Raw genomic sequence first — 25,082 nt, 5'->3', positions numbered from 1 at the left:
GCATATCGGGAGTCGATGGGATGGGCGTCGGAAGGGACGGGTAGTGACGGACGAGGCGGGGCCGTGGCTGGTGGTCGGCCTGGGCAACCCGGGTCGGGAGTACGCCGGCAACCGGCACAACGTCGGGTTCATGGTGGCCGAGCTGCTGGCCGGGCGGGTGAGTGCGCGTTTCGGCAGGCACAAGCGGGCGGTGGCCGAGGTGGCCGAGGCGCGGCTCGGGTTCGGTGGGCCGAAGCTGGTGCTGGTGAAGCCACTGACGTACATGAACCTGTCCGGCGGGCCGGTAGCGGCGTTGGCACAGTTCTACAAGGTGCCGACGACGCAGGTGATCGCGGTGCATGACGAGCTGGACATCGACTTCGGTCAGGTGCGGATCAAGTTCGGCGGCGGCGAGGGCGGGCACAACGGCCTGCGTTCGATGTCGAAGTCGTTGGGGACGAAGGACTACGCCCGGGTGCGGTTCGGCGTTGGCCGCCCGCCGGGGCGGCAGGATCCGGCGGATTACGTGCTGTCGGATTTTGGCGCGGCCGAGCGCAAGGAGCTCGATTTCCTGGTGGACCGGGCCGCCGACGTGGTGGAGTCGGTGATCACCAAGGGCGTGGAGCCGACCCAGAACCTCTACCACGGCGGCTGAGCCGGGCGGGGCGTACCCGAATCGGAAACGGCGGGCCGGTAGTCTGCGCCTTTCAGCGTGCCGCGACCGGCGACGCGAGTCGCGGCGGATCGGCCCGTGCGGGCAGCGCGGCGAGGCGACGGGAGCGGACAGATGAGCAGTCCTCCGATGATCGATGGCGCGTTCGCCCGATGGTTGGCGTCCCGGGCCGGGCAGGCGCTGCTCGACCTGCGCACGGAGATGGGTTTCGCCGACGCCGGTGCGCTGAAGTCGGCCGGGGACAAGGTGTCGCACGACCTGATCCGCACGGAGTTGGCGAAGTGGCGTCCGGAGGACGCGGTGCTCTCCGAGGAGGACGAGGGTTCCCGGTTGGCCTGGGCCGCGGAGGTGAACACCGGAGCGGTGTCCCGGTTGAACGCGGACCGGGTGTGGATCGTCGACCCGTTGGACGGCACCCGGGAGTTCTCCGAGGAGGGCCGCTCGGACTGGGCGGTGCACGTGGCGCTCTGGGCGCGCAACGCGCCGAGCCCGCACGGGCTCATCGCCGGGGCGGTGGGGCTGCCGGCGCAGCACCGGGTGCTGGGCACTGACTACCCGCCGGCGTACCCGCCGATGACAGTGGAGGCGGCGACGGCCGGCGAGCGGAAGATCCGCCTGGCCGCGAGCCGGAGCCGGCCGCCGGTCTTCCTGACCGATCTGGCCGAGGACGTTGGGGCGCACCTGGTGCCGATGGGCTCGGCCGGAGCGAAAATCGCCGCAGTGGTCACCGGCGAGGTGGACGCGTACATCCACGCAGGTGGGCAGTACGAGTGGGACTCGGCAGCCCCGATCGCTGTGGCGACGGCCACCGGACTGCACGCTTCCCGGATCGACGGTTCTGCGCTGAAATACAACGAGGCGGATCCGCGGCTGCCTGACCTCCTGGTCTGCCGCGAGGATCTCGCCACCCGGTTGCTTGCAGCGCTGCAGAAGCATTCCGGGTAGCCTGAGCGAACTTTCTTGACATGCCCGACCGGAAAGGTCTGGAAATCGGATGAGCGAGCGAATCGAGCCGGTGTCATGACCACCCCCGCGGCGTACCAGGTCTCCCACCTGGACGCCTTGGAAGCGGAGAGCATCTTCGTGATGCGCGAGGTGGTCGCCGAGATGGAACGCCCGGTGATGCTCTTCTCCGGTGGCAAGGATTCGATCGTCATGCTGCGGCTCGCGCAGAAGGCGTTCGCCCCGGCCAACGTCCCCTTCCCGGTCATGCACGTCGACACCGGGCACAACTTCCCCGAGGTCCTCGAATACCGCGACCAACGGGTCGCGGAGCTGGGGTTGCAACTGGTGGTGGCGAGCGTGCCGGAGGCCCTGGCCAGCGGCATGGTCCGGGAGTCCGGTGACGGCATGCGCAACCGGATCCAGACACCGGTCCTGCTGGACGCGGTGGAGAAGCACCGCTTCGACGCGCTGTTCGGTGGCGCCCGCCGGGACGAGGAGAAGGCCCGGGCGAAGGAGCGGGTGTTCAGCTTCCGGGACGAGTTCGGTCAGTGGGACCCGAAGAACCAGCGACCGGAGTTGTGGTCGCTCTACAACGGCCGGCACCACCCGGGCGAGTCGATCCGCGTCTTCCCGCTGTCCAACTGGACCGAGCTGGACGTCTGGCACTACATCGCCCGGGAGCGCATCCCGCTGCCGTCGATCTACTACGCCCACGAGCGTGAGGTGATCGAGCGGGACGGCATGTTCTACGCCGTCAACGAGTTCTTCCGTCCGCGCGCGGGTGAGGAGCGGTTCAAAGCGCAGGTGCGCTACCGCACCGTCGGCGACGCCTCCTGCACCGCCGCGGTCCGTTCCGACGCGGACACCGTGGAGAAGGTCATCGAGGAGGTGGCGGCCACCCGGATCACCGAGCGCGGCGCCACCCGTGGTGACGACCGGGTCAGTGAGGCCGCCATGGAAGACCGCAAGCGGGAGGGCTACTTCTGATGAGCACCGAGATCGTGGCGTCCGCGAATGCGGAGGCCCAGGCTGCCACCGGGGCCGGGCCGGAGGCCCGGGCTATGGACCTGCTGAGGTTCGCCACCGCCGGCAGCGTGGACGACGGGAAGTCGACCCTGATCGGGCGGCTGCTCTACGACACCAAGTCGCTCTTCACCGACCAGTTGGCCGCCGTGGAGGCGGTCAGCGCGGCCCGTGGTGACGAATACACCAACCTGGCGTTGCTCACCGACGGTCTGCGGGCCGAGCGGGAGCAGGGCATCACCATCGACGTGGCGTACCGGTACTTCGCCACCCCCCGGCGCAAGTTCATCATCGCCGACACTCCGGGCCACATCCAGTACACCCGCAACATGGTCACCGGCGCGTCGACGGCGGACCTGGCGTTGATCCTGGTGGACGCGCGCAAGGGCCTCGTCGAGCAGTCCCGCCGGCACGCGTTCCTCTGCTCCCTGCTGCGGGTGCCGCACCTGGTCCTCTGTGTCAACAAGATGGACCTGGTCGACTGGTCGCAGGAGGTCTACGAGCGGATCGCCGACGAGTTCACAGCGTTCGCGGCGAAGCTCGACGCACCGGACCTGACAGTGGTGCCGGTCTCCGCGTTGCGCGGCGACAACATCGTCACCCGGTCGGACAACATGCCCTGGTACGAGGGCCCGTCGCTGCTGCACCACCTGGAGCGGGTGCACATCGCCAGCGACCGCAACCTGGTCGACGTCCGGTTCCCGGTGCAGTACGTGATCCGTCCGCAGTCCACCACTGTCACCGACTACCGCGGCTACGCCGGCCAGGTCGCCTCCGGCGTGCTGAAGCCGGGTGACGAGGTGATGGTGCTGCCCTCCGGCTTCACCAGCCGGATCGCCGCCGTGGAGACCGCCGACGGGCCGGTGCCGGAAGCGTTCCCGCCGATGTCGGTGACGGTACGACTGGCCGACGAGATCGACATCTCGCGGGGTGACCTGATCTGCCGGCCGAACAACGCACCGGCGGTGGCGCAGGACATCGAGGCGATGGTCTGCTGGATGGACGAGACGGCCCCGTTGCGGGTCGGCGCCCGGTACACGATCAAGCACACCACCCGGTCGGCACGGGCGATCGTGCGCGGGCTGCACTACCGGCTGGACATCAACTCCCTGCACCGCGACGAGTCCGCCGACGAACTGCGGCTCAACGAGATCGGCCGCGTGCGACTGCGCACGACGGTGCCGCTGCTGGCCGACGAGTACCGCCGTAACCGCACCACCGGCGGTTTCGTCATCATCGACGAGGCGACCAACCGCACGGTGGGCGCCGCCATGATCGTCGAAGCCAGCTAACCCCGCCCCGCCGGCAAGCCCGAGCCCGCCCGCCCGCAAGATCGCGCTCGATCCATGAAGTAGTGGCCTCACCCATCGGGTGAGGCCACTACTTCCATGAACAAGCACGATCCCCATCCCCACCCCCACCCCCACCCCACCCCCTCCCACCCCTCCGCCTGCGGCGGGTGATCAAGAGGTTTGCGTCAATTCGGGCCCGAATCCTGACGCAAACCTCTTGATCACCGGCTGGGGTGGGGGGTGGGTGGGGGGTGAGTGGGAGGGGGTGGGTGGGGGCGGTTCGGGTTAGGGCAGGCGGGTGGCGCCGGGGGAGGGGAGAACCGTCACGGTGCCGGGGGCGGTGAAATCTCTTTGCGCGTACGCGTCGGTCACGGCGGCGGCTACCGCGTCGGCACTGTCGGCCTCGATCAGCGCGAGCACGCAGCCGCCGAAGCCGCCCCCGGTCATCCGGGCACCCAGCGCGCCGGCCGCCAATGCCGCCTCGACCGCGGTGTCGATCTCCGGCACGGTGATCTCGAAGTCGTCACGCATCGAGACGTGGGAGGCGGTCAGCAGCGGACCGATGTCGCGGACCCGGGCGGCGCGGAGCAGCGCCACAGTGTCCAGTACGCGCTGGTCCTCGGTCACCACGTGCCGGACTCGTCGCCGGGTCTCCTCGTCGTCGAGCTGCGCCAACGCGGCGTCGAGCTGGTCGACGCCCACGTCGCGCAGGGCGGCAACGCCGAGCGCGTTGGCCCCGGCCTCACAGGAGCGACGGCGGGCCGCGTACTCCCCGTCGGCGTGGCGGTGCGGCGCCCGGCTGTCGATGACCAGCACAGCCAGCCCGTCGGCGTCCAGGTCGAACGGGATGTGCTCGACCGACTCGTCGCGACAGTCCAGGAAGAGGGCGTGCCCGGCGCGACAACGGATGGCCGCGGACTGGTCCATGATCCCGGTCGGCGCGCCCACGTAGACGTTCTCCGCCCGTTGCGCCAGCCGGGGTTGCAGTTCGGGGGCGAGCTCCAGCTCGCCGAGGTCGAGCAGGGCGGCCAGCACTGCCGACTCCAGCGCGGCTGAGGAGGAGAGCCCGGCGCCCAGTGGCACGTCGGAGGCGATCGCCAGCCGGGCGCCCGGCACCGGGTGACCGGCCTCGCGCAGCGCCCAGACCACGCCCGCGACGTACGCGCCCCAGCCGGTGACCCGACCCGGCTCGGCGACGTCGTCCGCGCCGAAGGTGATCGCTTCGCCGGAGAGCTCGGACCAGACCGTCCAGTGCTCCCCGTCCTGTCGGTCGGCAGCGACGACGGTACGCATCGGCAGCGCGAACGGCAGCACGAAACCTTCGTTGTAGTCGGTGTGCTCACCGATCAGGTTGACCCGGCCCGGGGCCGCCCAGCGGCCGGCAGCCTCGGCACCGAACTGCGCGGAGAAGCCGGCCGTAGCCCGCTCGGCGACATCATTGCTCGGGTGATTCATGACTGGCCCAGGATGTGCGTGCGGTAGAACGCCCAGGCATCCCCGACCATGTCGTGCAGGGTCGGCTTCTGCGGCACCCAGCCCAGCTCCTCGCGGGCCAGCGCGGACGACGCCACCAGCTCGGCCGGGTCGCCCTCGCGGCGCGGGGCGACCTCGACGGGCAGTTGGTGCCCGGTGACCTCGCGGACCACGTCGACGACCTGCCGGTTGGTGAAGCCGTTGCCGTTGCCCAGGTTGTAGATCCGGTGCTGGCCGCCGGTGGCCGCGTCCAGCGCCAGCAGATGCGCGCGGGCCAGGTCGGCGACGTGGATGTAGTCGCGGACGCAGGTGCCGTCGACTGTGGGGTAGTCGTCCCCGAAGAGCTGGAGCTTCTCCCGCCGGCCGGCGGCGACGTCCAGCGCGATCGGGATCAGGTGCGTCTCCGGGTCGTGCCGCTCGCCGAGTGTGATCTCGCCGTCGAGGTGGGCGCCGGCCACGTTGAAGTAGCGCAGCGACACGGCGGCCAGCCCGTGCGCGATCGCCTCGGAGGTGAGTGCCATGTCGGCGGCGAGTTTGGTGGCGCCGTACGTGTTGGTGGGCGCCTTTACCGCGTTCTCGGTGATGGGCAGCTCGGTGGGGTTGCCGTAGACGGCGGCGGTGGAGGAGAAGACCATTCGGGGCACCCCGGCGGCCCGTACCGCGTCGATCAGGGCGAGCGTGCCGATGGTGTTGTTGTGCCAGTACAGCTCCGGCTTGACCATCGACTCGCCGGCGGCGATCAGGGCGGCGAAGTGCAGAACCCCGTCGAACCCGGCGCTCGCGGTGATGACCCGGGCGGCGTCGTGGATGGACGCCTCCACGTGGGTGGCGTCCGGGGCGAGGGCCTCGCGGTGGCCGGTGCGCAGGTCGTCCAGGATGACCACCTGGTGACCCGCGTCGAGCAGCATCCGGGTCACCACGCTCCCGATGAAGCCGGCGCCCCCGGTGACGAGCAGTTTCACGTCGTTGCCTCCTGCCTGGCCCGCCCGGGACGTGGCCCTTCGGTGATCACACTAGGGCGGTGGTCGGCGCTCTCGCCGTTGCCACCGTCAACCCCATTCCATCATAATCTCTCATGATTAAACAGAGCCGAACATCTCTCCGCCGCTCCGCGTGATCCCCGGCGTGGTGGGCCCACGGTGTCTACCATCTCTGTCATGCGGGAAGCGGCCCGTACCGGGCTCCGGCGACACGTGCGGGCACACCCCCGCCGCGACCCTGGCCCGCTCGCCCGGGCCGTCGCCCGGGTGCTGGTGCGCGCCGCGGATGGCGCCACCCGACTCGTCACCGATCTGCTCGGGACCGGTCCGACGGCCGGCCGGGAGCACATCTCCGAGGCTGATCTGCGGGACCTGGTGGCGGCGAACACGGTGCTCGACCCGGACGAGCGGCGGATCATCGACGAGGTCCTGGTGGCCGGTGCCAGTCTGATCCGCGAGGTGATGATGCCGCGCACCGAGGTGGTCTTCCTCCCGGCGCGGCTGACCATCGTCGAAGCCGCCCGACTGGTCCGCGCCGAAACGCACACCCGTTACCCGGTCACCGACGGCACGCACGACGACGTGGTCGGCTTCGTGCACCTCCGTGACGTACTGCTGCGCCCGGACGCCGACCCGTGCGTCACCGTCGGCGAGTTGGCCCGCGAGGTGAAGCGGCTTCCGGGCAGTAAACGGGTGCTCGCCGCGCTGACCGAGATGCGCCGGGAGGGCCAGCACCTCGCGGTGGTGGTCGACGAGTACGGCGGCACGGCCGGGATCGTCACCCTGGAGGACCTCATCGAGGAGTTGGTCGGCGAGATCCACGACGAGTACGACGCCACCCCGGACCCGGTGCACGCCGGCCTGCCCGCCGTTGTGGACGGCCGCCTCAACCTCGCTGACTTCGCCGAGCGGACCGGGGTGGCGCTACCCGCCGGACCGTACGAGACGGTGGGCGGGTTCGTCATGGCCGCGCTGGGCCGGCTCCCGGTGACCGGCGACGAGGTGCCGGTGCCGGGCGCGCCCACCGCCGAGGTCGGCGCGTCCGATCCGGCCGAGATGCCGGCTGGCTGGCTGCTGCGGGTCCTCGCGTTGGACGGCCGCCGGGTGGCCCAACTCGCCGTCTCCGCCGCCCGCACCGAGCAGCGCCACGAGCAGAGCACCGAGCAGAGCACCGAGCAGAGCACCGGGCGGCGCCGCGAGTCCGCGTCGGCCTCGGCAGGTGGCCCCGAGCCGGCCCGGGAGGCGATGGCGGGGCAGCACCGCCGGGTCGCGGTCGGGCCGACGCGCCGGGTCGGCGCGGGCGAACCACGCGAGGTCAGCACCCCGGCACCGGCGGGCCGGAGCCGACCCGCCGGCCCGTCATGACGGACCGGGGTGCTTGCTGACAGAATTATCGCCATGTCCGACGTTCCCGCCCGGCCCCGCGTCTTCTCCGGCATCCAGCCGACAGCCGACTCGTTCCATCTCGGCAACTATCTCGGCGCGGTGCGGCACTGGGTGGCGCTGCAGGACACCCACGACGCGTTCTACTGCGTGGTGGACCTGCACGCCATCACCGCGGGGCACGACCCGGCGCTGCTGCGTCAGCGGACCCGGGTGGCCGCGGCCCAGCTCTTCGCGGTCGGGCTCGACCCGGAGCGCAGCACCCTGTTCGTCCAGTCGCAGGTGCCCGAGCACCCGCAGCTGGCCTGGGTGCTCGGCTGCATCACGGGCTTCGGCGAGGCCAGCCGGATGACCCAGTTCAAGGACAAGTCGCAGAAGCAGGGTAACGAGCGGGCCAGCGTCGGGCTGTTCACCTATCCGGTCCTCCAGGCCGCCGACATCCTGCTGTACCAGGCCAACGCGGTCCCGGTCGGCGAGGACCAGCGCCAGCACCTGGAGCTCTCCCGGGATCTGGCCCAGCGCTTCAACTCGCTGTTCGGCGCGACGTTCACGGTGCCCGCGCCGCACATCGTCAAGGACACTGCCAAGATCACTGACCTGCAGGACCCGACCGCGAAGATGTCGAAGTCGTCGTCCTCGCCGGCCGGCATCATCGACCTGCTCGACGATCCGGCCCGATCCGCGAAGAAGATCCGTTCGGCGGTGACCGACACCGGCCGGGAGATCGTCTTCGACGCCGAGACCAAGCCGGGTGTGTCCAACCTGTTGACCATCTACTCGTCGCTCAGCGGCCGCGGCATCGACGAGTTGGTGGCCGCGTTCGCGGGCCGCGGCTACGGCGATCTGAAGAAGGAGCTGGCCGAGGTGGTGACGGACTTCGTCCGGCCGATCCAGGAGCGCACCCGCGCCTACCTCGACGATCCGGCGCAGTTGGACAAGCTGCTCGCGGCCGGCGCGGAGAAGGCCCGTGCGGTGGCCGCGACGACCCTGCGGTCCGCGTACGAGCGGGTTGGGTTCTTCCCGCCCGTACGCGGCGAGTAGCTCCCGCGGTACAGGTGGACGGCTCGGTGGTCGGAGGGGCGGCGCGAAGCGTGGATCGCAGTGGCGGGGTGCCGCCGGCCGGCGACACCATCCAGATCGGCATCGCGGTGGACATCCCCGAGCCGTGGGGTGCCCTGCTCACCCGGCGGCGGGTCGAGGCCGGTGATCCGCTGGCGGTGCCCGCGCACGTGACGTTGCTCGGGCCCACCGAGATCCGGACGGCGAACCTGCCGGCGGTCGAGCGGCACCTGGCCGCCGTCGCCGCCGGGCACCTGCCGTTCACGCTGCACCTGCGGGGCACCGGCACGTTCCGTCCGGTCACCCAGGTGGTCTTCGTCGCGGTGGCCGCCGGGATCAGCGAGTGCGAGCTGCTGGCCGCGGCAATCGCCGCGGCGCCGGGCCTGCACCGCGAGCTCCGCTTCCCGTACCATCCGCACGTCACAGTGGCTCAGGACGTCGCACCGGAGGCTCTGGACAAGGTGTACGAGGATCTGGCCGACTTCTCCGCGATGTTCGAGGTCGACGGGTTCACCCTCTTCTCGCACAGCGGGCAGGCCAGGTGGCAGCCGCGTCGGGACTTCTGCCTCGGCAACTGAGACGCCGGCAACCGAGCCGTCAGCACCTGAAGCATCTGCGACGCGCCGGCCGGCGAGCATCGGAAGCCGGTTGCCACTACAGCGGTGGGAGATCGGCGAGGATGACCGCGTGAACGTGATCGGCCGGATCGAGACGGGCATCGACCGCTGGGTGAGCGCCGCGCGCCACCGGTCGGGGCTCTTCGATCATGTCTGGCGGGCCGGGGTGCTGTACGGCGAGGTGCTGGCCGGCCGGTTGGCCGCCGCGATCGCCTACTACGGCTTCTTCGCCGTGTTCGCCCTCGCCCTGGTCGCGTTCTCCATCTTCGGGGCGATCCTGGAGGACAACGACGAGGTCAGCGCGGCGGCGGCCGACTTCCTCAAGGAGAACCTGCCGTTCCTGGACGCCGAGCAGATCGCCAACTCCAGCGGCACCGTCGGTGTGGTGGGCCTGGTCATCCTGGTCTTCACCGGGATCGGTTGGGTCGAGGCCATCCGGTCCTCGCAGCGGTTGATGTACCAGCTCAACCAGCAGCCGGGCAATCTGGTGGTGCGGCGACTCGTCGACCTGGGCGTGATGATCGGCGTCTTCGTGCTGCTCGGCGTCTCGGTCGCGGCTGTGGACGCGTTGGAGTCGCTGCTGCGTTTCCTGCTGCGCAGCACCGGGTCGGTGGGTCTGACCACCATCAGCGCGGTGCTCAGCGTGCTGGTCAACACCGTGCTCGCCACCGCGTTGCTGCTGGCCGTGCCCCGGCTGCGGATGAGCCGGTCCCGGTTGCGTCCGGTGGTGGTGCTGGTGGCTGTCGGCATCACGCTGCTCAACACCGTCGGGCGATACTACGTGGTGCGGACCGAGCGGAACCCGGCGTACACGGTGGTGGCCGGCGCCGTCGGTCTGCTGCTGTACCTCTACCTGCTCAACCAGTTGGTGCTGTTCGGCGCGGCGCTCCTGGCGACCAGCACCAACGGCCGAGTGGTGGACCTGGCGGAAACCCCCGCCCCACCGAGGGATGTCGATGAGGGCATCGACCCCGGTACGCCGGGCGGTGCGGGCTGATGACGGAAGGCGCGCAGGTGCTGATCTCGGTCGACCCGGACTCGTCGGTGCCCCCGTACGAGCAGGTGCGCGTGCAGCTCGCCGAGCTGATCGGCGACGGCCGGTTGCCGGTGGGCAGCCGTCTGCCCACCGTCCGGCAGCTCGCCGCCGACCTGCGGTTGGCCGCGAACACTGTGGCCCGCGCCTATCGGGAGCTGGAGGCGGCCGGGCTGCTGAAGACCCGGGGGCGCAACGGCACCTTCGTCGCCCCCGGGCGGAACGACGCCGTCGACAGGTTGCAGCAGGCGGCGGCCGGCTACGCGGCGGAGGCCGCCCGGCTCGGCGTGCCGCCGGCCACCGCGCTCGCCCTGGTCCGCGCGGCCCTGGATGCGGTCCGTCCCGGCTGACCGGCCGCCGATCGACCGCCGGACGGGCGATAACTGAGCGGAACGGCGTCGTCGCTCGCGTTCGCGGACCATGATGAGCCGGTGGGCGCACTCATGACACTGGACCTGCCGGCGGACTCACCGCTCCTCGGCCTGCCATGGATCATCACTTTCGGTCCGCTCGGTGACCTCGACGAGTGGGAGCCGGTGGTCTGCGGGCCGTACGAGCGACCGCACGCGTTGGCCCTGGCCGAGGCGGTGGTGGCCGAGGAGCAGTTGATGGCAGTGGTGGAGCCGTTGCTGCCGGCGCTGTCCGCCGACGAGATCCGCAGCGAGATCGCCGCCGCGCAGGTCGCCGCCGAGGACGAGGCCCGTCAGGTGGAGGGGGCCGACCTGTACGGGGACTTCGAGGACGTGATCGACGAGGAGTTGGACGCGGCAGCCGACGAGGCCGGCCACGGTGAGCCCGCCGAACCGCCGGACGAGGCAGAGGTACGCGCCGGCTTCACCCGGATCGCGGCGCTGCTCACCGCGAAGTGAGACCTCAGCGGGTCGGCGCGCGGTCCAGCACGCAGAACTCGTTGCCCTCGGGATCGGCGAGCACCGTGAACTGTTCGGTCCCGGTCTGCCCGACGTCGACCTGCCGCGCGCCGAGGCTCAGCAGCCGCCGTACCTCGGACTGGGGGTCCGTGTCCGCGACCAGGTCGAGGTGCAGCCGGTTCTTGCCCCGCTTGGCGGTGCCCGAGCCCTGCAACCACACTGTGGGCGCGGCGGCGGACGGCTGCCCCGGCGGCCAGAGCTTGGCGCTGCCGTCGTCGCCCTTCTCGACCTCGTAGCCGAGCGCCGCGGACCAGAACGAGACCATCAGGTCCAGGTCCTCGACGTCGAGCGTGCACTGGGCGATCCGTACCACCATGGGGTCACCTCCGTAGTGATGGTGCCCGATTCGGTACCCGCGCCATCCGCGGATCTAACCTGCGGGTGGCACACGGACACCGGCGCCACGCGGAGCGGACTCCGCGCGGCGCCGGTGGCACCTCACCCCCCACCACAAGGGGCCGGTAGCCCAGTCGCCCGTCGGCGCGGGGCACGACGAACGACCAGGTCGAGAACGAGTTACCCGTTCAGCGCCGTTCCAACCAGACTGCCGCGTCAATTGGCAGCAGCTGGCCGGAGCCCTGTTCGGTGAGCTCGTCGCTGGCGACGAGCGGCTGACCGTACCCGTCGATCAGGACCGGCGCGCCGCTGAAGTTGACCACGCAGGTCAGCACTGTCGCGTCGGCGGAGCGGCGGGAGAAGGCCAGCACGCCCGGCTCGCTCTCCCGCCAGGTGACCCCGTCGGCGTCGAGGGCGAGCGCGGGATGCTCGTGGCGGATCCGGAGCGCGGTCCGGTACAGCTCCAGGGTCGAGCCGGGCACGTCGGTCTGCGCCGTGACGGACAGCTCCTGCCAGAGCGCCGGGGCGGGTAGCCAGCTCAGCTCACTGCCGGCCGGCCCGAAGCCGTACGGGGCCAGCTCGCCGCTCCACGGGATGGGCACCCGGCAGCCGTCGCGGCTCTCGCCGGTGCGCAGGAACGCCGGGTCCTGGCGCAGCTCGTCGGGGAGGTCGAGGACCTCTGGAAGGCCCAGTTCCTCGCCCTGGTAGAGGTAGGCGCAGCCGGGCAGGGCGAGCATCAGCAGGCTGGCGGACCGGGCTCGGCGCAGCCCTTCGACGCCGTCGCCGTACCGGGTGACGTGCCGCTGCTTGTCGTGGTTGGACAGCACCCAGGTGGTCGGCGCTCCGACGACTGTCGCCTCGGCCAACGCGGTGTCGATCACCTTGCGGAACGAGTCGGCCGACCAGGTGGCGTCCAGGAAGTCGAAGCTGAACGCCTGGTGCAACTCGTCCGGACCGATGTAGCGGGCCAGGCGCTGTGGCGTCTCGGCCCACGCCTCGGCGACCGCCATCCGACCGCCCGGGTAGCTGTCCAGGATGGGCCGCCAGGCCCGGTAGATCTCGTGCACCTCGTCCTGGTCGAAGTACGGCAGCCGGCCCTTGCCGAGCAGTTCGACCTGGCGCTGGCCGGTGGTCGCCGAGCTGAAGCCGACGTCCGGCAGCCCTTCCGCCTTGATCATGCCGTGCGCCACGTCGACGCGGAATCCGTCGACGCCCCGGTCCAGCCAGAACCGCAGCACGTCCTCGAACTCGGCGCGGACCTCCGGGTGACGCCAGTTCAGGTCCGGCTGCGAAGGGTCGAACAGGTGCAGATACCACTGACCGTCAGCGATCCGGGTCCAGGCGGGGCCGCCGAAGATGCTCTCCCAGTCGTTCGGGGGCAACTCGCCGTGCGTGCCCTGACCGTCGGCGAAGAGGTAGCGGGCCCGTTCCGGTGAGCCGGGGCCGGCGGCGAGCGCCGCGGTGAACCAGTGGTGCGCGCTGGAGGTGTGGTTGGGCACCAGGTCGACGATGATCCGCAGGCCGTGGGCGTGCGCGTCGGTGATCATCGCGTCGAAGTCGGCGAGGGTGCCGAACATCGGGTCGACGTCCCGGTAGTCGGCCACGTCGTACCCGCCGTCGATCATTGGCGAGGTGTAGAAGGGGGTCAGCCAGAGCGCGTCCACCCCGAGGTCGCGCAGGTACGGCAGGCGCTGCCGGATGCCCTGGAGGTCGCCGGTGCCGTCGCCGTCGCTGTCGGCGAAGCTGCGGACGTACACCTGATAGACGACGGCGGAGCGCCACCAGTCGTCGTCGGTGGCGTGCGGCGGGATGGTGGTGCTGATCATTCGAGCAATATGCCGGCCCGCCGCTGCAAGAGTCAAGCAGATCTTGCGTAAGACAAGCGGGCGGAGCTCGGCGCGACGGCTGTGGAGCCGCGCACCACCAGCTCCGGGCGGAACAGGTACTCCGAGTGCGGGGCGCCGTGCCCGTTGATCTCGTCCACCAGGGCGCGGACGGCGGCCACCGCCATCGCGATGACCGGCTGCCGCATGGTGGTCAGCGGCGGATCGGTGAAAGCCATCAGTGGGGAGTCGTCATAGCCGACCACGGAGAGGCCATTGGGGACGTCGAGGCCGCGTTGGCGGGCGGCTCGGATCGCGCCGAGCGCCATCAGGTCGGAGCCGCAGACCACGCCGGTGACGCCGCGGTCCAACAGGCGGCCGGCCGCCGCCTCGCCACCCTCCACTCCGAACAGTGACAGCTCGGCCAGCGGACCCAGGTCGGCTTCGGCGACCCCGGCCAGCCGGGTCATCGCGGAGCGCCAGCCAGCCACCTTGCGCTGCACCGGGACGAACCGGTCCGGGCCGGTGATCAGGCCGATCCGTCGGTGCCCGAGCGCGACCAGGTGGGCGACGGCCAGTTCGGCCGCTTCCCGATCGTCGCAGGAGACGAAGGGCGCGCCGATGCCGGGCACGTAGCCGTTGATCATCACGACCGGCAACGGTCGGGCGAGCAGCGCCCGGTAGCGGTCGTGGTTGGCGGCCGTGTCGGCGTGCAGACCGGAGACGAAGACGATCCCGGAGACCTGTCGGTCCAGCAGCATCTCCACGTACTCGTCCTCGGTCACGCCGCCGGCGCTCTGGGTGCAGAGCACCGGGGTGAAACCGCTCTGCGCCAGTGTGGACTCGATGACCTGGGCGAAGGCGGGGAAGATCGGGTTGTCCAGCTCCGGCACCACCAGGCCGACCAGGCCGGCGCTGCGCTTACGCAGCCGGGCCGGGCGCTCGTACCCGAGCACGTCGAGGGCGGTGAGGACGGCCTGCCGAGTCTCGGGGGCCACGCCGGGGCGGTCGTTGAGCACCCGCGACACCGTGGCCTCGCTGACTTCGGCCTGCTGGGCGATGTCGGACAGTCGAGCGCGCATGGCGGCACTTTAGCCCACCGGCAAGTTCTTGCGGGGTGCTCTGCAAGCCCTTCCATAACTTGCAACGCCTTGCTAACGTCCCCGCAACATGCGATAGCAGCGGCGCAGCATCCACGCGCCGGTTGGCAAGAACTTCCAGAGCTTTCCACTGGCGGGCCCGCCCTTCCCCCGGCGGCCCGCCATGACGACAGGAGCACCGATGCGCATCCGTACCGCGGGTGTGGTCGCCCTCTTCGCCCTGGCGCTCGCCGCCTCGGGCTGCGGTGGCGACAGCGACGAGCCGGCCGCGAAGGACACCCCCAAGGCCGCCGGTGGCAAACTGGTGATCTGGGCGGACGACAAGCGGACCGCCGCCCTCAAGCCGTTCGCCGAGAAGTTCGGCCAGGAGAACGGTGTCACCGTCGAGGTCCAGGCCGTCCCGAACGAGGACCTCCAGAACAACTTCGTGACCGTGTCGAGCCAGGGCGGCGGCCCGGACGTGGTGATCGGCGCGCACGACTGGATCGGCAACCTGGTCCAGAACGGTGCCATCGACCCGGTGCAGCTGTCCGACGAGCAGAAGGCCGCCTTCAACGAGACCGCCGTCAAGGCCGTCACGTTCAACGGCCAGCTCTACGGCGTGCCCTACGCCCAGGAGAACCTGGCGCTGATCCGCAACACCGAACTGGCCCCCGAGGCACCGAAGACAATCGAGGACCTGGTCGCCACCGGCAAGCAACTCAAGGCGCAGAAGAAGGTCACCGAGACGCTCTGCCTCCAGGTCGGCCAGAAGGGCGACGCGTACCACATCTACCCGCTGTACACCTCGGCCGGCGGTTACCTCTTCGGCACCACGGCGAACGGCGACTACGACCCGAAGGACCTGGGCGTGGGCAAGCCCGAGTCGATCGCCGCGTTCAAGAAGATCGCCGCGCTCGGTGAGAAGGGCGAGGGCGTGCTGAAGCGCTCCATCGCCGACACCAACGCGACAGCCACCTTCACCGGCAAGAAGTGCGCCTTCCTGGTCTCCGGGCCGTGGGCCACCGCCGACGTGAAGAAGGCCGGCATCACGTACGACGTCTCCGCCGTTCCCGGCTTCGCCGGCGGCAAGCCGGCCGCGCCGTTCGTGGGCGTCCAGTCCTTCTACGTGGCGGCAAAGGGCAAGAACAAGGCTCTCGCCCAGGAGTTCGTGGCCAACCACGTCACCACGCCGGACCTGGCCGTGGCGCTCTACCAGGCCGACCCGCGTCCCCCGGCGCTGACCGCCGCGCTGGACCAGGTCAAGAGCAGTGACCCGGACCTGGCCAAGTTCATCGAGGCCGGCAAGAACGGCCAGGTGCTCCCGGCCATCCCGGCCATGGCCGCGATCTGGGACCCGTTCGGCAAGGCCGAGGCCGCCGTCATCGGCGGCGCCGACCCGACCAGCACGGTCACCGCGGCCGGCAAGACGATCGCCGGTTCGATCAAGTAATGAGCGCACCGCTGTCCGGCCCGGGGTCTGCCCAGCAGGCCCCGGGCCGGGGGCCCGTCCGCACCGGGTCCCCGCGCACCTCCCGTACCGCGCGGAACCACGCGCCGATCACCGTGGCCGGCCTCGCCGCGAAGGTGATCCTGCTCGGCCTGGTGGCCGGGATCGCGATCTGGGCGGCCTTCCCGCTCGTGGCGGCCGAGAAGTGGATCGGGCTGGCGGTGCTCGTGCTGACCACCGCCGCACTGTTCTATCTGTACCTGGGCCGCCGGCACGTCCCGGCGAAGTACCTCATCCCCGGAACGCTCTTCCTGATCGCCTTCCAGGTCGTACCGGTGCTCTACACCGCGAGCACTGCCTTCACCAACTTCGGCGACGGCCACCGCGGCAGCAAGGACGACGCGATCGTCGCGATCCAGAGCTCCTCGGTCAAGCAGGTCCCGGGGTCCACCCAGTACCCGTTGTCGGTCGCCACCAAGGGTGACCCAGCCACCGGCGCCCTGGTCTTCCTGATCACCAAGCCAGGAAGCGACACGGTCTCCGTCGGCGACGCCGGGGGCCTGCGTCCGCTCGATCCCGGCGCGGCCACCGTCGGCCCCGGCGGAAAGGTCACCGCGGCCGACGGCTACACAGTGCTGAACGTCGGCCAGGCCAGCGCCCGCAGCAAGGACATCACGGACCTGGTGGTGCCGACCGCCGGAGGCGCGCTGCGCTCGTCCGGCCTGTCCCGGGCGTACGAGGGCAAGGCCGTCCGGGCGTACGACGCCGACTGCGACTGCGTCACTGACAGCGACAGTGGTAAGACCTGGACCGCGGACGGCGAGGTCGGCGCGTTCGTCGCCGCCGACGGCGAGCGGCTCGCCCAGGGGTGGAAGGTGAACGTCGGGCTGTCCAACTTCACCCGGGTGCTCACCGACGAGCGGATCTCCGGGCCGTTCCTCGGCACGCTGATCTGGAACTTCGCCTTCGCCATCGGCTCCACCGGCGGCACGTTCATCCTCGGCATGGTGATCGCCCTGGCGCTGCACTCGCCCCGAATGCGGGGCACCAACCTCTACCGGATGTTGCTGATCCTGCCGTACGCCATGCCGTCCTTCGCGATGCTGTTGGTCTGGCGGGACATGTTCAACACCGACTTCGGGCTGATCAACAATCTGTTCGGGCTCGGCGTCGACTGGTTCGGGCAGGACTGGTCGGCCCGCGCCGCGGTGATCCTGGTGCAGCTCTGGCTCGGCTACCCGTACATGTTCCTGGTGGCCACCGGCGCGCTACAGGCCATCCCACGGGAGTTGACAGAGGCCACCTCGGTCGACGGGGCGTCGCGCTGGCAGTCGTTCCGGGCGGTCACCCTGCCGCTGCTGCTGGTCGCGCTCTCGCCGCTACTGATCTCGTCGTTCGCGTTCAACTTCAACAACTTCAACGCGATCTACCTGACCACCGAGGGCGCGCCGTTCCCGGCGGACAACCCCAGCAACGGCGCCACCGACCTGCTGATCACCTACACCTACCGGCTGGCGTTCGGTGGTCAGGCCGCACAGTTCGGCTTCGCCGCTGCCATCTCGTTGTTCATCTTCGCCATCGTCGCTGTGGTGTCGGCGGTCAGCTTCCGGCGGACCCGCCAACAGGAGGAGGTGTACGCATGACCATGCTCACCGGCGCCGCCGTCCCGGGTGGCGCGAACGGCCCGGCAGTGGTCAACCGCAACGCGGGCAAGCGGAAGAAGCGATGGTTCGCCGAGGTCGGCTGGCGGCACCTGGTCGGCCTGCTCGGCGTGCTGTTCAGTCTCTGTCCGCTCGTGTTCGTCGTCTCGGCGGCGCTCAATCCGCTCGGCACCCTGTCGTCCACCGAGTTGGTGCCGACCGGCGGGGTGTCGTTGGAGAACTTCGGGAATCTGTTCGCGCGCACCGAGTTCGCTGACTGGTTCCTGAACTCGCTGCTCATCGCCGGCGGGGCCGCGTTCGCCTCGGTCTTCCTCTCCGCGCTCGCGGCGTACGCCTTCTCCCGGATGCGGTTTCAGGGGCGACGGGTGGGGTTGCTGTCACTGCTGTTGATCCAGATGTTCCCGCAGTTCCTGGCGATCGTCGCGATCTTCCTGATCTTCGGCACGATCACCGACCTGTGGCCGGCCATCGGCTTCAACACCCCGTGGGGTCTGTTGCTGCTCTACCTGGGTGGCGCGCTGGGCGTGAACACCTGGCTGATGAAGGGCTTCTTCGACACCCTGCCCCGGGAGCTGGACGAGTCGGCCACAGTGGACGGCGCCTCACACGCCCAGGTCTTCTTCCGGATCTTGCTGCCGTTGGTGGCGCCGATCCTCGCGGTGACCGGGCTGCTCGCCTTCATCAACACCATCAACGAGTTCCTGATGGCGAGCGTCTTCCTCACCGATGCGGACGCCAAGACCCTCGCGGTCGGCATGCGGGGCATGTTGCAGGGCGGCGAGCGGAACACCAACTTCGGCATCTTCGCGGCCGGCACCCTGCTGACCGCGATCCCGACGGTGCTGGTCTTCCAGTTCCTCCAGCGCTACATCGTCTCCGGCCTCACCTCCGGCGCCGTTAAGGGATAGGTAGTCGACAGTGGCCGGGCGGCCGGGACGCGCCGACCGGCCCACCCACTACTACAAACTGTCGTTGATGGGGGAGGATGGGCGGCGTGGAAGCACTCCGACTCATCCTTCTCTACGTCCATCTGATCGGGTTCGCCCTGCTGCTCGGTGGCTCGATCGCCCAGTACGCCAGCGGTCGGCTGCGGATCAACCCGGCCATGCTGTGGGGGGCGGTGATCCAGTTGCTGACCGGGCTGGGTCTCTCCGCGCCGCTGCGCGACGGCGACGAACCGGCGCCGGCCAAACTTGTGACGAAGTTGGTGATCGCGCTGCTGATCTTCGTCATGGTCTTCTTCTCCCGGAAGCGGGACGTGGTCAACCGCGGTCATTTCCTCGCGATCGTCGGTCTGACCCTGGTCAACGCGGCGGTCGCGGTCTTTTGGCGGTAACGTCCGAGGAGGAAAACGCCTCCAGAAAACGGACGTTGCGGACGCCGTGGCGCTTGCTTACCAGCACGAAGAGTGACTTGCCCCACGCAAGGGTTACACCCGGGTAACAGGCGCTCAACAGTCGTGCACGATTGTCGGCCGGTGGGTGGACGCGGGCGTACGCTCCCGTCCGTAACGTGGGACAGCCGGCGGCACACCCGCAGGTCGGCTGATGGGCTGCCACCGCACAAGGCGCGGTGTGCAATGGGAAGGAGACGTCTTGCGCTCGGTGCGTGGGATGCGGATCGCCTCGATCTTCGCGGTGGGTGGGCTCGCGCTCACCGCCGCCGCTTGTGGCGAGGCGCCCAAGGATGACAACAACGCCGGCAGTGGCGCCAAGAAGTTCAGCGCCTGCATGGTGACCGACGTTGGCGGCATCGACGACAAGTCGTTCAACGCCTCGGCCTGGAAGGGCCTCGAGGAGGCCAAGGCCGCCAACGACAACATCGACATCAAGTACGTCGCGTCGAAGGCCGAGGCCGACTACGAGCCGAACCTGACGCAGTTCGTCAACCAGAAGTGCGACTTCATCCTGGCGGTTGGTGGCCTGATGGGCGACGCCACCAAGAAGATCGCGACGGCGAACCCGAACCAGGAGTTCGGCATCGTCGACGCGAACCCGGGCGTGGACAACATCTACCCGATGCAGTTCGACACCGCCCAGGCCGCGTTCCAGGCCGGCTACCTGGCAGCCGGGATGAGCAAGAGCGGCAAGGTCGGCACCTACGGCGCCGTGCCGATCCCGCCGGTGACCATCTTCATGGACGGTTTCGTCGACGGTGTGAAGTACTTCAACACCACCAAGGGCAAGAACGTCCAGGCGCTGGGCTGGAACAAGGAGACCCAGAAGGGCTCCTTCTCCAACGCCTTCGACAAGCAGGACGAGGGCAAGAAGGTCTCCGACGCGCTGGTCGCCCAGGGCGCGGACATCATCATGCCGGTCGCCGGCGGCTCCGGCCTCGGCACCACCGCCGCGGCCAAGGCCTCGGGTGGCAAGTACAGCACCATCTGGGTGGACGTGGACGGCTGCGAGAGCACCCCGGACTGCTCCGCGATCGTGACCACCGTGGTCAAGAACATCCCGGAGGCCGTCAAGGAGGCCGTGATCAAGGCCGCCGCCGGCGACAAGCTGCCGGCCAAGCCGGGCTTCGTCGGCACCCTGGCCAACAACGGTGTCTCGATCGCCCCGTACCACGACTTCGACAGCAAGGTTCCGGCCGAGCTGAAGGCCGAGGTCGACAAGATCAAGGCGGACATCGCCGCCGGCACCATCACCGTCACCTCGAAGGCCCAGCCGACCAAGTGACAACCGGCCGGCCGCTCCGGTGAGATCATCGGGGGGGTCGGCGGGGGACAGGTACGACCCGATCGGCCGCTCCGGCTCTGCGGATACCCCGCGGGGTCGGAGCGGCCGATCGCGCACCACGGCGGCCGGTCCGGTCCGGCCGGTACGACGGCAGCTACGCTGCACCATCGCTCGCACTCCAGGAGGTTGCGCTGAGACTCGAACTGCGCGGCATCACCAAGCGGTTCGGTGATCTGGTCGCCAACGATCACATCGACCTGACGGTGGAGCCTGGAGAGATTCACGCCCTCCTCGGCGAGAACGGCGCGGGCAAGTCGACCCTGATGAACGTGCTCTACGGGCTGTACCAGCCCGACGAGGGCGAGATCCTGGTCGACGGCAAGCCGCTGAAGCTGAAGGGCCCGTCCGACGCGATCGGAGCCGGGATCGGCATGGTGCACCAGCACTTCATGCTGGTGCCGGTCTTCACCGTCACCGAAAACATCATGCTCGGCGCCGAGCAGATCAGGGGCGGCGTCGCCGGCTTCCTGGACCGGCGGCGGGCCCGGCGCGAGGTCGCCGAGGTGTCCGAGCGCTACAACCTGCGGGTCGACCCGGACGCGGTGATCGAGGACCTGCCGGTCGGCATCCAGCAACGAGTCGAGATCGTCAAGGCGCTCACCCGCGACGTCGACCTGCTCATCCTGGACGAGCCGACCGCGGTGCTCACCCCCCAGGAGACCGAGGAGTTGCTGACGGTCATGCGGTCGCTCAAGGCGGCTGGCAAGTCGATCGTCTTCATCACCCACAAACTCGGCGAGGTCAAGGCCATCGCCGACCGGATCACAGTGATCCGACGTGGAAAGACCGTCGGCACCGCCTCGCCGGAGGCCAGCCGGGACGAGCTGGCCGCGTTGATGGTCGGGCGCAACGTCCGGCTCACAGTGGACAAGACCCCGGCCACGCCGGGCGAGCCGGTGCTGGAGGTGGCTGGGCTGGTCGTCGACGACGACCGGCAGATCCGCGCTGTCGACGGCGTCGACCTGACAGTGCGCGCGGGCGAGGTGCTCGGCGTGGCGGGCGTACAGGGCAACGGTCAGACCGAGCTGATCGAGGCGATCATGGGCCTGCGCCCGGCGCTCGCCGGCACGATCAGCCTGGCTGGCGACCGGATCAACGGCTGGAAGCCCAAGAAGGTGCTCCGGGCGGGTGTCGGTTACGTGCCCGAGGACCGCAGCGTGGACGGCCTGATCAAGGAGTTCAGCGTCGCGGAGAACCTGGTGCTGGACATCTACGACCGGCCGCCGTTCGGTGCCGGGCTCGCGCTGAAGCCGGACGCGATCGCCGCCTCGGCGAAGGAGCGGATCGAGCAGTTCGACGTCCGCACCTCATCGGCCGACGCGGCGGTGGGCACCCTCTCCGGTGGCAACCAGCAGAAGGTGATCGTGGCCCGGGAGCTGTCCCGGCCGCTGAAGCTCCTCATCGCCGCCCAACCGACCCGTGGCGTCGACGTCGGGTCGATCGAGTTCATCCACAGCCAGGTCATCCGCGAACGGGACATCGGCACCGCCGTTCTGGTGGTCTCCAGCGAGCTCGACGAGGTGATCGGGCTGGCCGACCGGATCGCTGTGATGTACCGCGGCCGGATCATCGGCATCGTCGGCCCGGACACCCCGCGTGAGGAGATCGGTCTGCTGATGGCCGGCATCAGCCCGGACGCGGCCCACGACGCCATCGCCGCACCCGCCGCCGACAAGCCCGGTGCGGCATCCGCCGCCGACAAGCCCGGTGCGGCATCCGCCGCCGACAAGCCCGGTGCGGCACCCGCCGCCGACAAGCCGGGTGCGGCCGACGGGGGCCCGGCGAGCGACGCAGGCTCCGCGAGCGAGGACGAGTCATGACCAACCCCAACCCGCAGTCCGGCTCCCCGGACAAGGAGCCGGCGAGCGAGGCGCAGGCCGCGCAGAACGCGCTCGGCAACACCGAACGCGCCGAGGTGGCAACCGAGCCGGACCGCTCGGTGGCGAAGCCGGGCCCGGAGCCCGAGCCGAAGCCCAGCCTGGGCCGGTTGTTCCTGGACAACCTCTGGGCGGCGAACACCTTCACTGTGACGCTGCTGTCGCTGGTGCTGGCGATCGTGGTCGGCGCGGTGCTGATGATCATCTCTGATCCCGACGTGCTCTCCACCTACTCGTACATCACCTCCCGGCCGTCCGACGCGATCAACTCCAGTTGGACGCTGGTCAGCGAGGCGTACGCGAACCTGTTCAAGGGCTCGATCTTCGACCCGGAGGCGTTCTCCGGCTGGCTGGACGGCGCCAACGGCTGGCAGGCAGTGCTCGCGCCGATCTCGGAGACGCTGACCTACGCGGCGCCACTGGTCTTCACCGGTCTGTCCGTGGCGCTGGCCTTCCGGGGCGGCCTGTTCAACATCGGCGCCCAGGGCCAGGCCACCATCGGCGTGATCATGGCGGCGCTGGCCGGCTTCCTGCTGCCGCTGCCGCCCGGCCTGCACCTGCTGGTGGCGGTGCTGGCCGGCGCGCTGGGCGGAGCGATCTGGGGTTTCATCCCCGGCATCCTCAAGGCCCGTGCCGGCGCGCACGAGGTGATCAACACGATCATGCTCAACTACGTCGCCACGTACTTCCTGACCTGGTTGATCGTGCAGAACGGCGTGCAGGACCCGAACCGCACCGACGCGATCAGCAAGGCGGTGGACACCTCCGCCCAACTGCCCCGGCTGCTCGGTGACAACCTGCGGGTGCACGCCGGCATCCTGCTCGCCGTGCTGGCCACCTGGGCGGTCGCCTGGCTGCTCAACCGCTCGACGCTCGGCTTCGAGCTGCGCGCGGTCGGCGCCAACCCGGACGCCGCCCGGACCGCCGGCATCAGCGTCACCCGGACGTACATCCTGATCATGGTCTTCGCCGGAATCCTGGCGGGCCTCGGCGGCTCGAACATGGTGCTCGGCTCCACCGCCAGCGCGTTGACCCCGCTGGTGGTCGCGCAGATCGGCTTCGACGGCATCCTGGTGGCGCTGCTCGGGCGGGTGAAGCCCTGGGGAGTGTTGCTCGCCGCGCTGCTGTTCGGGGCGCTGCAGGCCGGTGGTAACCGGATGCAGTCGTACTCCGGGATCTCGCTGGAGCTGGTGACAGTGCTCCAGGCGTTGATCGTCATCTTCATCGCCGCACCGGCCCTGGTGAAGGCGATCTTCCAGCTCCGGGCCGCGCGCGCCGCCCGGTTGCAGACGAGCCTGGCGAAGGGCTGGTAACTCATGTCCACCATGGCTGTCCCCGACATCGCGGTCGCCCCGGTCGACGAGGGCTTCTGGACCCGCAGCCGGAAGGTCGGTCTCACGCTGCTGGCGCTCGGCCTGCTGTCGGCGGTGCTCTTCGGCGCGCTCGCCACCGACCAGCAGGCCCGGTTCACCCTCAGCGACGACGCGGCCGGCGCCGCACTGGAGATCAACGGCACCATCGGGGCGATCCTGTTCGGGATCATCACGATCGCCGCCGGCGCGGCGCTGCTCGCCGGGGTGCCGAAGCGCTGGTTCCTACCCGTGCTCGGCGTCGGGCTCGTCGGCTTCGTGCTGTCGTTCCTCTGCTGGCAGGTCTCCGCCGCGCCGGCCGGGCAGAACTTCATGCCGCTGGTCAACATCATCCGGGGCACGTTCATCCTGGCCCTGCCGCTGATCTTCGGTGCGCTCGCCGGGGTGCTCTGCGAACGCTCCGGTGTGGTCAACGTGGCCATCGAGGGCCAACTGCTGATGGGCGCGTTCAGCGGGGCCCTGTTCGGCAGCATCTCCGGAAGCGTGTGGGTGGGCCTGGTCGCCGCCGCCATCGGCGGCGCGTTCATCTCGCTGCTGCTCGCCGTCTTCGCCATCCGCTACCTGGTCGACCAGGTCGTCATGGGCATCGTGCTGAACCTGCTGGCGGTCGGCGTCACCGGCTTCCTCTACGAGCGGCTGATGCAGACCGACGCCGAGAAGTACAACAGCGCGCCCCGGTTCAGCAACTGGGAGATTCCGCTGCTGAAGGACATCCCGGTGCTCGGGCCGGCGCTGTTCCGCGGCAACATCTTCCTCTACCTCGGGCTGTTCCTGGTGCTGGTGATCCACATCGGGTTGTTCCGTACCCGGTGGGGGCTGCGGACCCGCTCGGTCGGTGAGCACCCGATCGCCGCCGACACGCTCGGCGTCAAGGTGCTGCGGGTCCGCTACCGCAACGTGCTGCTGGCCGGTGTGGTCGCCGGCATCGGCGGCGCGTCCTACACGCTGGCGCTCTACTCGTTCACCAAGAACATGATCGGCGGTAAGGGCTTCATCGCCCTGGCCGCGCTGATCTTCGGCCGGTGGAACCCGACCGGCGCGCTGCTCGCCGCGCTCTTCTTCGGATTCGCCGACCAGCTCGCTACCTACCTGGGCGCGATCAGCAGCTCGATCCCCAGCCAGTTCCTCGCCATGCTGCCCTACCTGGCGACCATCCTGGCCGTCGCCGGGCTGGTCGGCCGGGTCCGGGCACCGGCCGCCGACGGCAAGCCGTACATCAAGGGCTGACCCGCGCTGGTCCGTCGATCATGGAGTTGTGGTGCCACACAGAAGTCGCGACGTTGCATCTGTCGGCCACCACAACCGCATGATCGACCGGCCGGCGGGCCGGCGCGGCAGCGCGGCTCACTGCGGGCCGAC

23 protein-coding genes are annotated in these 25,082 nt (G+C 69.9%); 18 read left to right on the top strand and 5 right to left on the bottom strand.

What is annotated here, in order from left to right; genetic code table 11:
• Window positions 1-43: 43 nt before the first annotated feature.
• From pth to OG992_RS16950, 4 genes are all read left to right on the top strand, one after another.
• Window positions 44-634: an aminoacyl-tRNA hydrolase gene (gene pth / locus OG992_RS16965; protein WP_266303711.1), complete on the top strand. Its 591-nt coding sequence runs from the start codon at window positions 44-46 to the stop codon at window positions 632-634.
• Window positions 635-766: 132 nt separating this feature from the next.
• A complete protein-coding gene (locus tag OG992_RS16960) occupies window positions 767-1,597 on the top strand; it encodes a 3'(2'),5'-bisphosphate nucleotidase CysQ (RefSeq protein ID WP_266303710.1) in 831 nt (276 codons plus the stop codon).
• A 75-nt stretch (window positions 1,598-1,672) separates the two neighbouring features.
• Complete coding sequence (cysD, locus tag OG992_RS16955; RefSeq protein ID WP_091394617.1) at window positions 1,673-2,584, top strand: sulfate adenylyltransferase subunit CysD; 912 nt, start codon at window positions 1,673-1,675, stop codon at window positions 2,582-2,584.
• A 74-nt stretch (window positions 2,585-2,658) separates the two neighbouring features.
• Window positions 2,659-3,912 (top strand): sulfate adenylyltransferase subunit 1, encoded by a 1,254-nt coding sequence (locus OG992_RS16950; protein WP_266305221.1) that lies wholly within the window; start codon window positions 2,659-2,661, stop codon window positions 3,910-3,912.
• A gap of 285 nt (window positions 3,913-4,197) precedes the next feature.
• Here the strand turns inward: OG992_RS16950 and galK are convergent, their stop codons facing one another.
• Together galK and galE are read right to left on the bottom strand one after the other, a co-directional pair.
• Window positions 4,198-5,367, bottom strand: a complete 1,170-nt coding sequence (gene galK / locus OG992_RS16945; RefSeq protein WP_238683596.1) for a galactokinase — start codon at window positions 5,365-5,367, stop codon at window positions 4,198-4,200.
• A complete protein-coding gene (galE, locus tag OG992_RS16940) occupies window positions 5,364-6,347 on the bottom strand; it encodes a UDP-glucose 4-epimerase GalE (protein WP_238683595.1) in 984 nt (327 codons plus the stop codon). The genes galK and galE overlap by 4 nt, the downstream gene beginning before the upstream one ends.
• Before the next feature lie 195 nt (window positions 6,348-6,542).
• Between galE and OG992_RS16935 the strand changes: the two genes are divergently transcribed.
• The 6 genes from OG992_RS16935 to OG992_RS16910 all read left to right on the top strand — a co-directional run bounded on the left by OG992_RS16935 (window position 6,543) and on the right by OG992_RS16910 (window position 11,326).
• On the top strand, window positions 6,543-7,730 hold the full coding sequence (locus OG992_RS16935) for a hemolysin family protein (RefSeq protein WP_266303709.1): 1,188 nt from the start codon (window positions 6,543-6,545) through the stop codon (window positions 7,728-7,730).
• A 33-nt stretch (window positions 7,731-7,763) separates the two neighbouring features.
• Window positions 7,764-8,789, top strand: a complete 1,026-nt coding sequence (gene trpS / locus OG992_RS16930) for a tryptophan--tRNA ligase (RefSeq protein ID WP_266303708.1) — start codon at window positions 7,764-7,766, stop codon at window positions 8,787-8,789.
• A 26-nt stretch (window positions 8,790-8,815) separates the two neighbouring features.
• The gene (locus OG992_RS16925; protein WP_238683593.1) at window positions 8,816-9,385 is read left to right on the top strand and encodes a 2'-5' RNA ligase family protein; all 570 of its coding nucleotides are present in this window, start codon (window positions 8,816-8,818) and stop codon (window positions 9,383-9,385) included.
• A gap of 109 nt (window positions 9,386-9,494) precedes the next feature.
• Window positions 9,495-10,421: a YihY/virulence factor BrkB family protein gene (locus tag OG992_RS16920; protein ID WP_266303707.1), complete on the top strand. Its 927-nt coding sequence runs from the start codon at window positions 9,495-9,497 to the stop codon at window positions 10,419-10,421.
• On the top strand, window positions 10,421-10,807 hold the full coding sequence (locus OG992_RS16915) for a GntR family transcriptional regulator (protein WP_238683591.1): 387 nt from the start codon (window positions 10,421-10,423) through the stop codon (window positions 10,805-10,807). Before OG992_RS16920 ends, OG992_RS16915 begins: the two co-directional genes overlap by 1 nt.
• Window positions 10,808-10,888: 81 nt before the next feature.
• The gene (locus tag OG992_RS16910) at window positions 10,889-11,326 is read left to right on the top strand and encodes a hypothetical protein (protein ID WP_091394593.1); all 438 of its coding nucleotides are present in this window, start codon (window positions 10,889-10,891) and stop codon (window positions 11,324-11,326) included.
• A 4-nt stretch (window positions 11,327-11,330) separates the two neighbouring features.
• Here the strand turns inward: OG992_RS16910 and OG992_RS16905 are convergent, their stop codons facing one another.
• The 3 genes from OG992_RS16905 to OG992_RS16895 form a co-directional block, all read right to left on the bottom strand.
• Window positions 11,331-11,702, bottom strand: coding sequence for a VOC family protein (locus tag OG992_RS16905; RefSeq protein ID WP_238683590.1), 372 nt, complete (start codon window positions 11,700-11,702; stop codon window positions 11,331-11,333).
• 208 nt (window positions 11,703-11,910) lie between these two features.
• Window positions 11,911-13,548: a glycoside hydrolase family 13 protein gene (locus OG992_RS16900; RefSeq protein ID WP_238683589.1), complete on the bottom strand. Its 1,638-nt coding sequence runs from the start codon at window positions 13,546-13,548 to the stop codon at window positions 11,911-11,913.
• A gap of 32 nt (window positions 13,549-13,580) precedes the next feature.
• Window positions 13,581-14,627 carry a LacI family DNA-binding transcriptional regulator gene (locus tag OG992_RS16895; RefSeq protein ID WP_238683588.1) on the bottom strand — a complete coding sequence of 349 codons (1,047 nt, stop codon included), beginning with the start codon at window positions 14,625-14,627 and terminating at the stop codon, window positions 13,581-13,583.
• A gap of 199 nt (window positions 14,628-14,826) precedes the next feature.
• Here OG992_RS16895 and OG992_RS16890 point away from each other — a divergent pair, with 199 nt between their 5' ends.
• The 8 genes from OG992_RS16890 (at window position 14,827) to OG992_RS16855 (ending at window position 24,950) form a co-directional block, all read left to right on the top strand.
• On the top strand, window positions 14,827-16,077 hold the full coding sequence (locus OG992_RS16890; RefSeq protein ID WP_266303706.1) for a maltose ABC transporter substrate-binding protein: 1,251 nt from the start codon (window positions 14,827-14,829) through the stop codon (window positions 16,075-16,077).
• Entirely contained in the window at window positions 16,077-17,717 is a 1,641-nt protein-coding gene (locus OG992_RS16885) for an ABC transporter permease subunit (protein WP_266303705.1), read from the top strand. Before OG992_RS16890 ends, OG992_RS16885 begins: the two co-directional genes overlap by 1 nt.
• Window positions 17,714-18,643: a sugar ABC transporter permease gene (locus tag OG992_RS16880; protein ID WP_266303704.1), complete on the top strand. Its 930-nt coding sequence runs from the start codon at window positions 17,714-17,716 to the stop codon at window positions 18,641-18,643. Before OG992_RS16885 ends, OG992_RS16880 begins: the two co-directional genes overlap by 4 nt.
• Before the next feature lie 86 nt (window positions 18,644-18,729).
• Window positions 18,730-19,071 (top strand): hypothetical protein, encoded by a 342-nt coding sequence (locus OG992_RS16875; RefSeq protein ID WP_091397247.1) that lies wholly within the window; start codon window positions 18,730-18,732, stop codon window positions 19,069-19,071.
• Window positions 19,072-19,348: 277 nt separating this feature from the next.
• Entirely contained in the window at window positions 19,349-20,416 is a 1,068-nt protein-coding gene (locus tag OG992_RS16870) for a BMP family protein (RefSeq protein ID WP_238683850.1), read from the top strand.
• Window positions 20,417-20,607: 191 nt separating this feature from the next.
• Window positions 20,608-22,296: an ABC transporter ATP-binding protein gene (locus OG992_RS16865; RefSeq protein WP_266305220.1), complete on the top strand. Its 1,689-nt coding sequence runs from the start codon at window positions 20,608-20,610 to the stop codon at window positions 22,294-22,296.
• Window positions 22,293-23,666, top strand: coding sequence for an ABC transporter permease (locus OG992_RS16860; RefSeq protein ID WP_266303703.1), 1,374 nt, complete (start codon window positions 22,293-22,295; stop codon window positions 23,664-23,666). The genes OG992_RS16865 and OG992_RS16860 overlap by 4 nt, the downstream gene beginning before the upstream one ends.
• A gap of 3 nt (window positions 23,667-23,669) precedes the next feature.
• On the top strand, window positions 23,670-24,950 hold the full coding sequence (locus OG992_RS16855) for an ABC transporter permease (RefSeq protein ID WP_238683583.1): 1,281 nt from the start codon (window positions 23,670-23,672) through the stop codon (window positions 24,948-24,950).
• Window positions 24,951-25,082 lie beyond the last annotated feature (132 nt).

The sequence above is a fragment of the Micromonospora sp. NBC_00362 genome (genome assembly GCF_026342155.1).
Classification (GTDB): Bacteria; Actinomycetota; Actinomycetes; order Mycobacteriales; family Micromonosporaceae; genus Micromonospora; species Micromonospora hortensis.
This window is presented reverse-complemented; position numbering and strand designations above follow the sequence as displayed.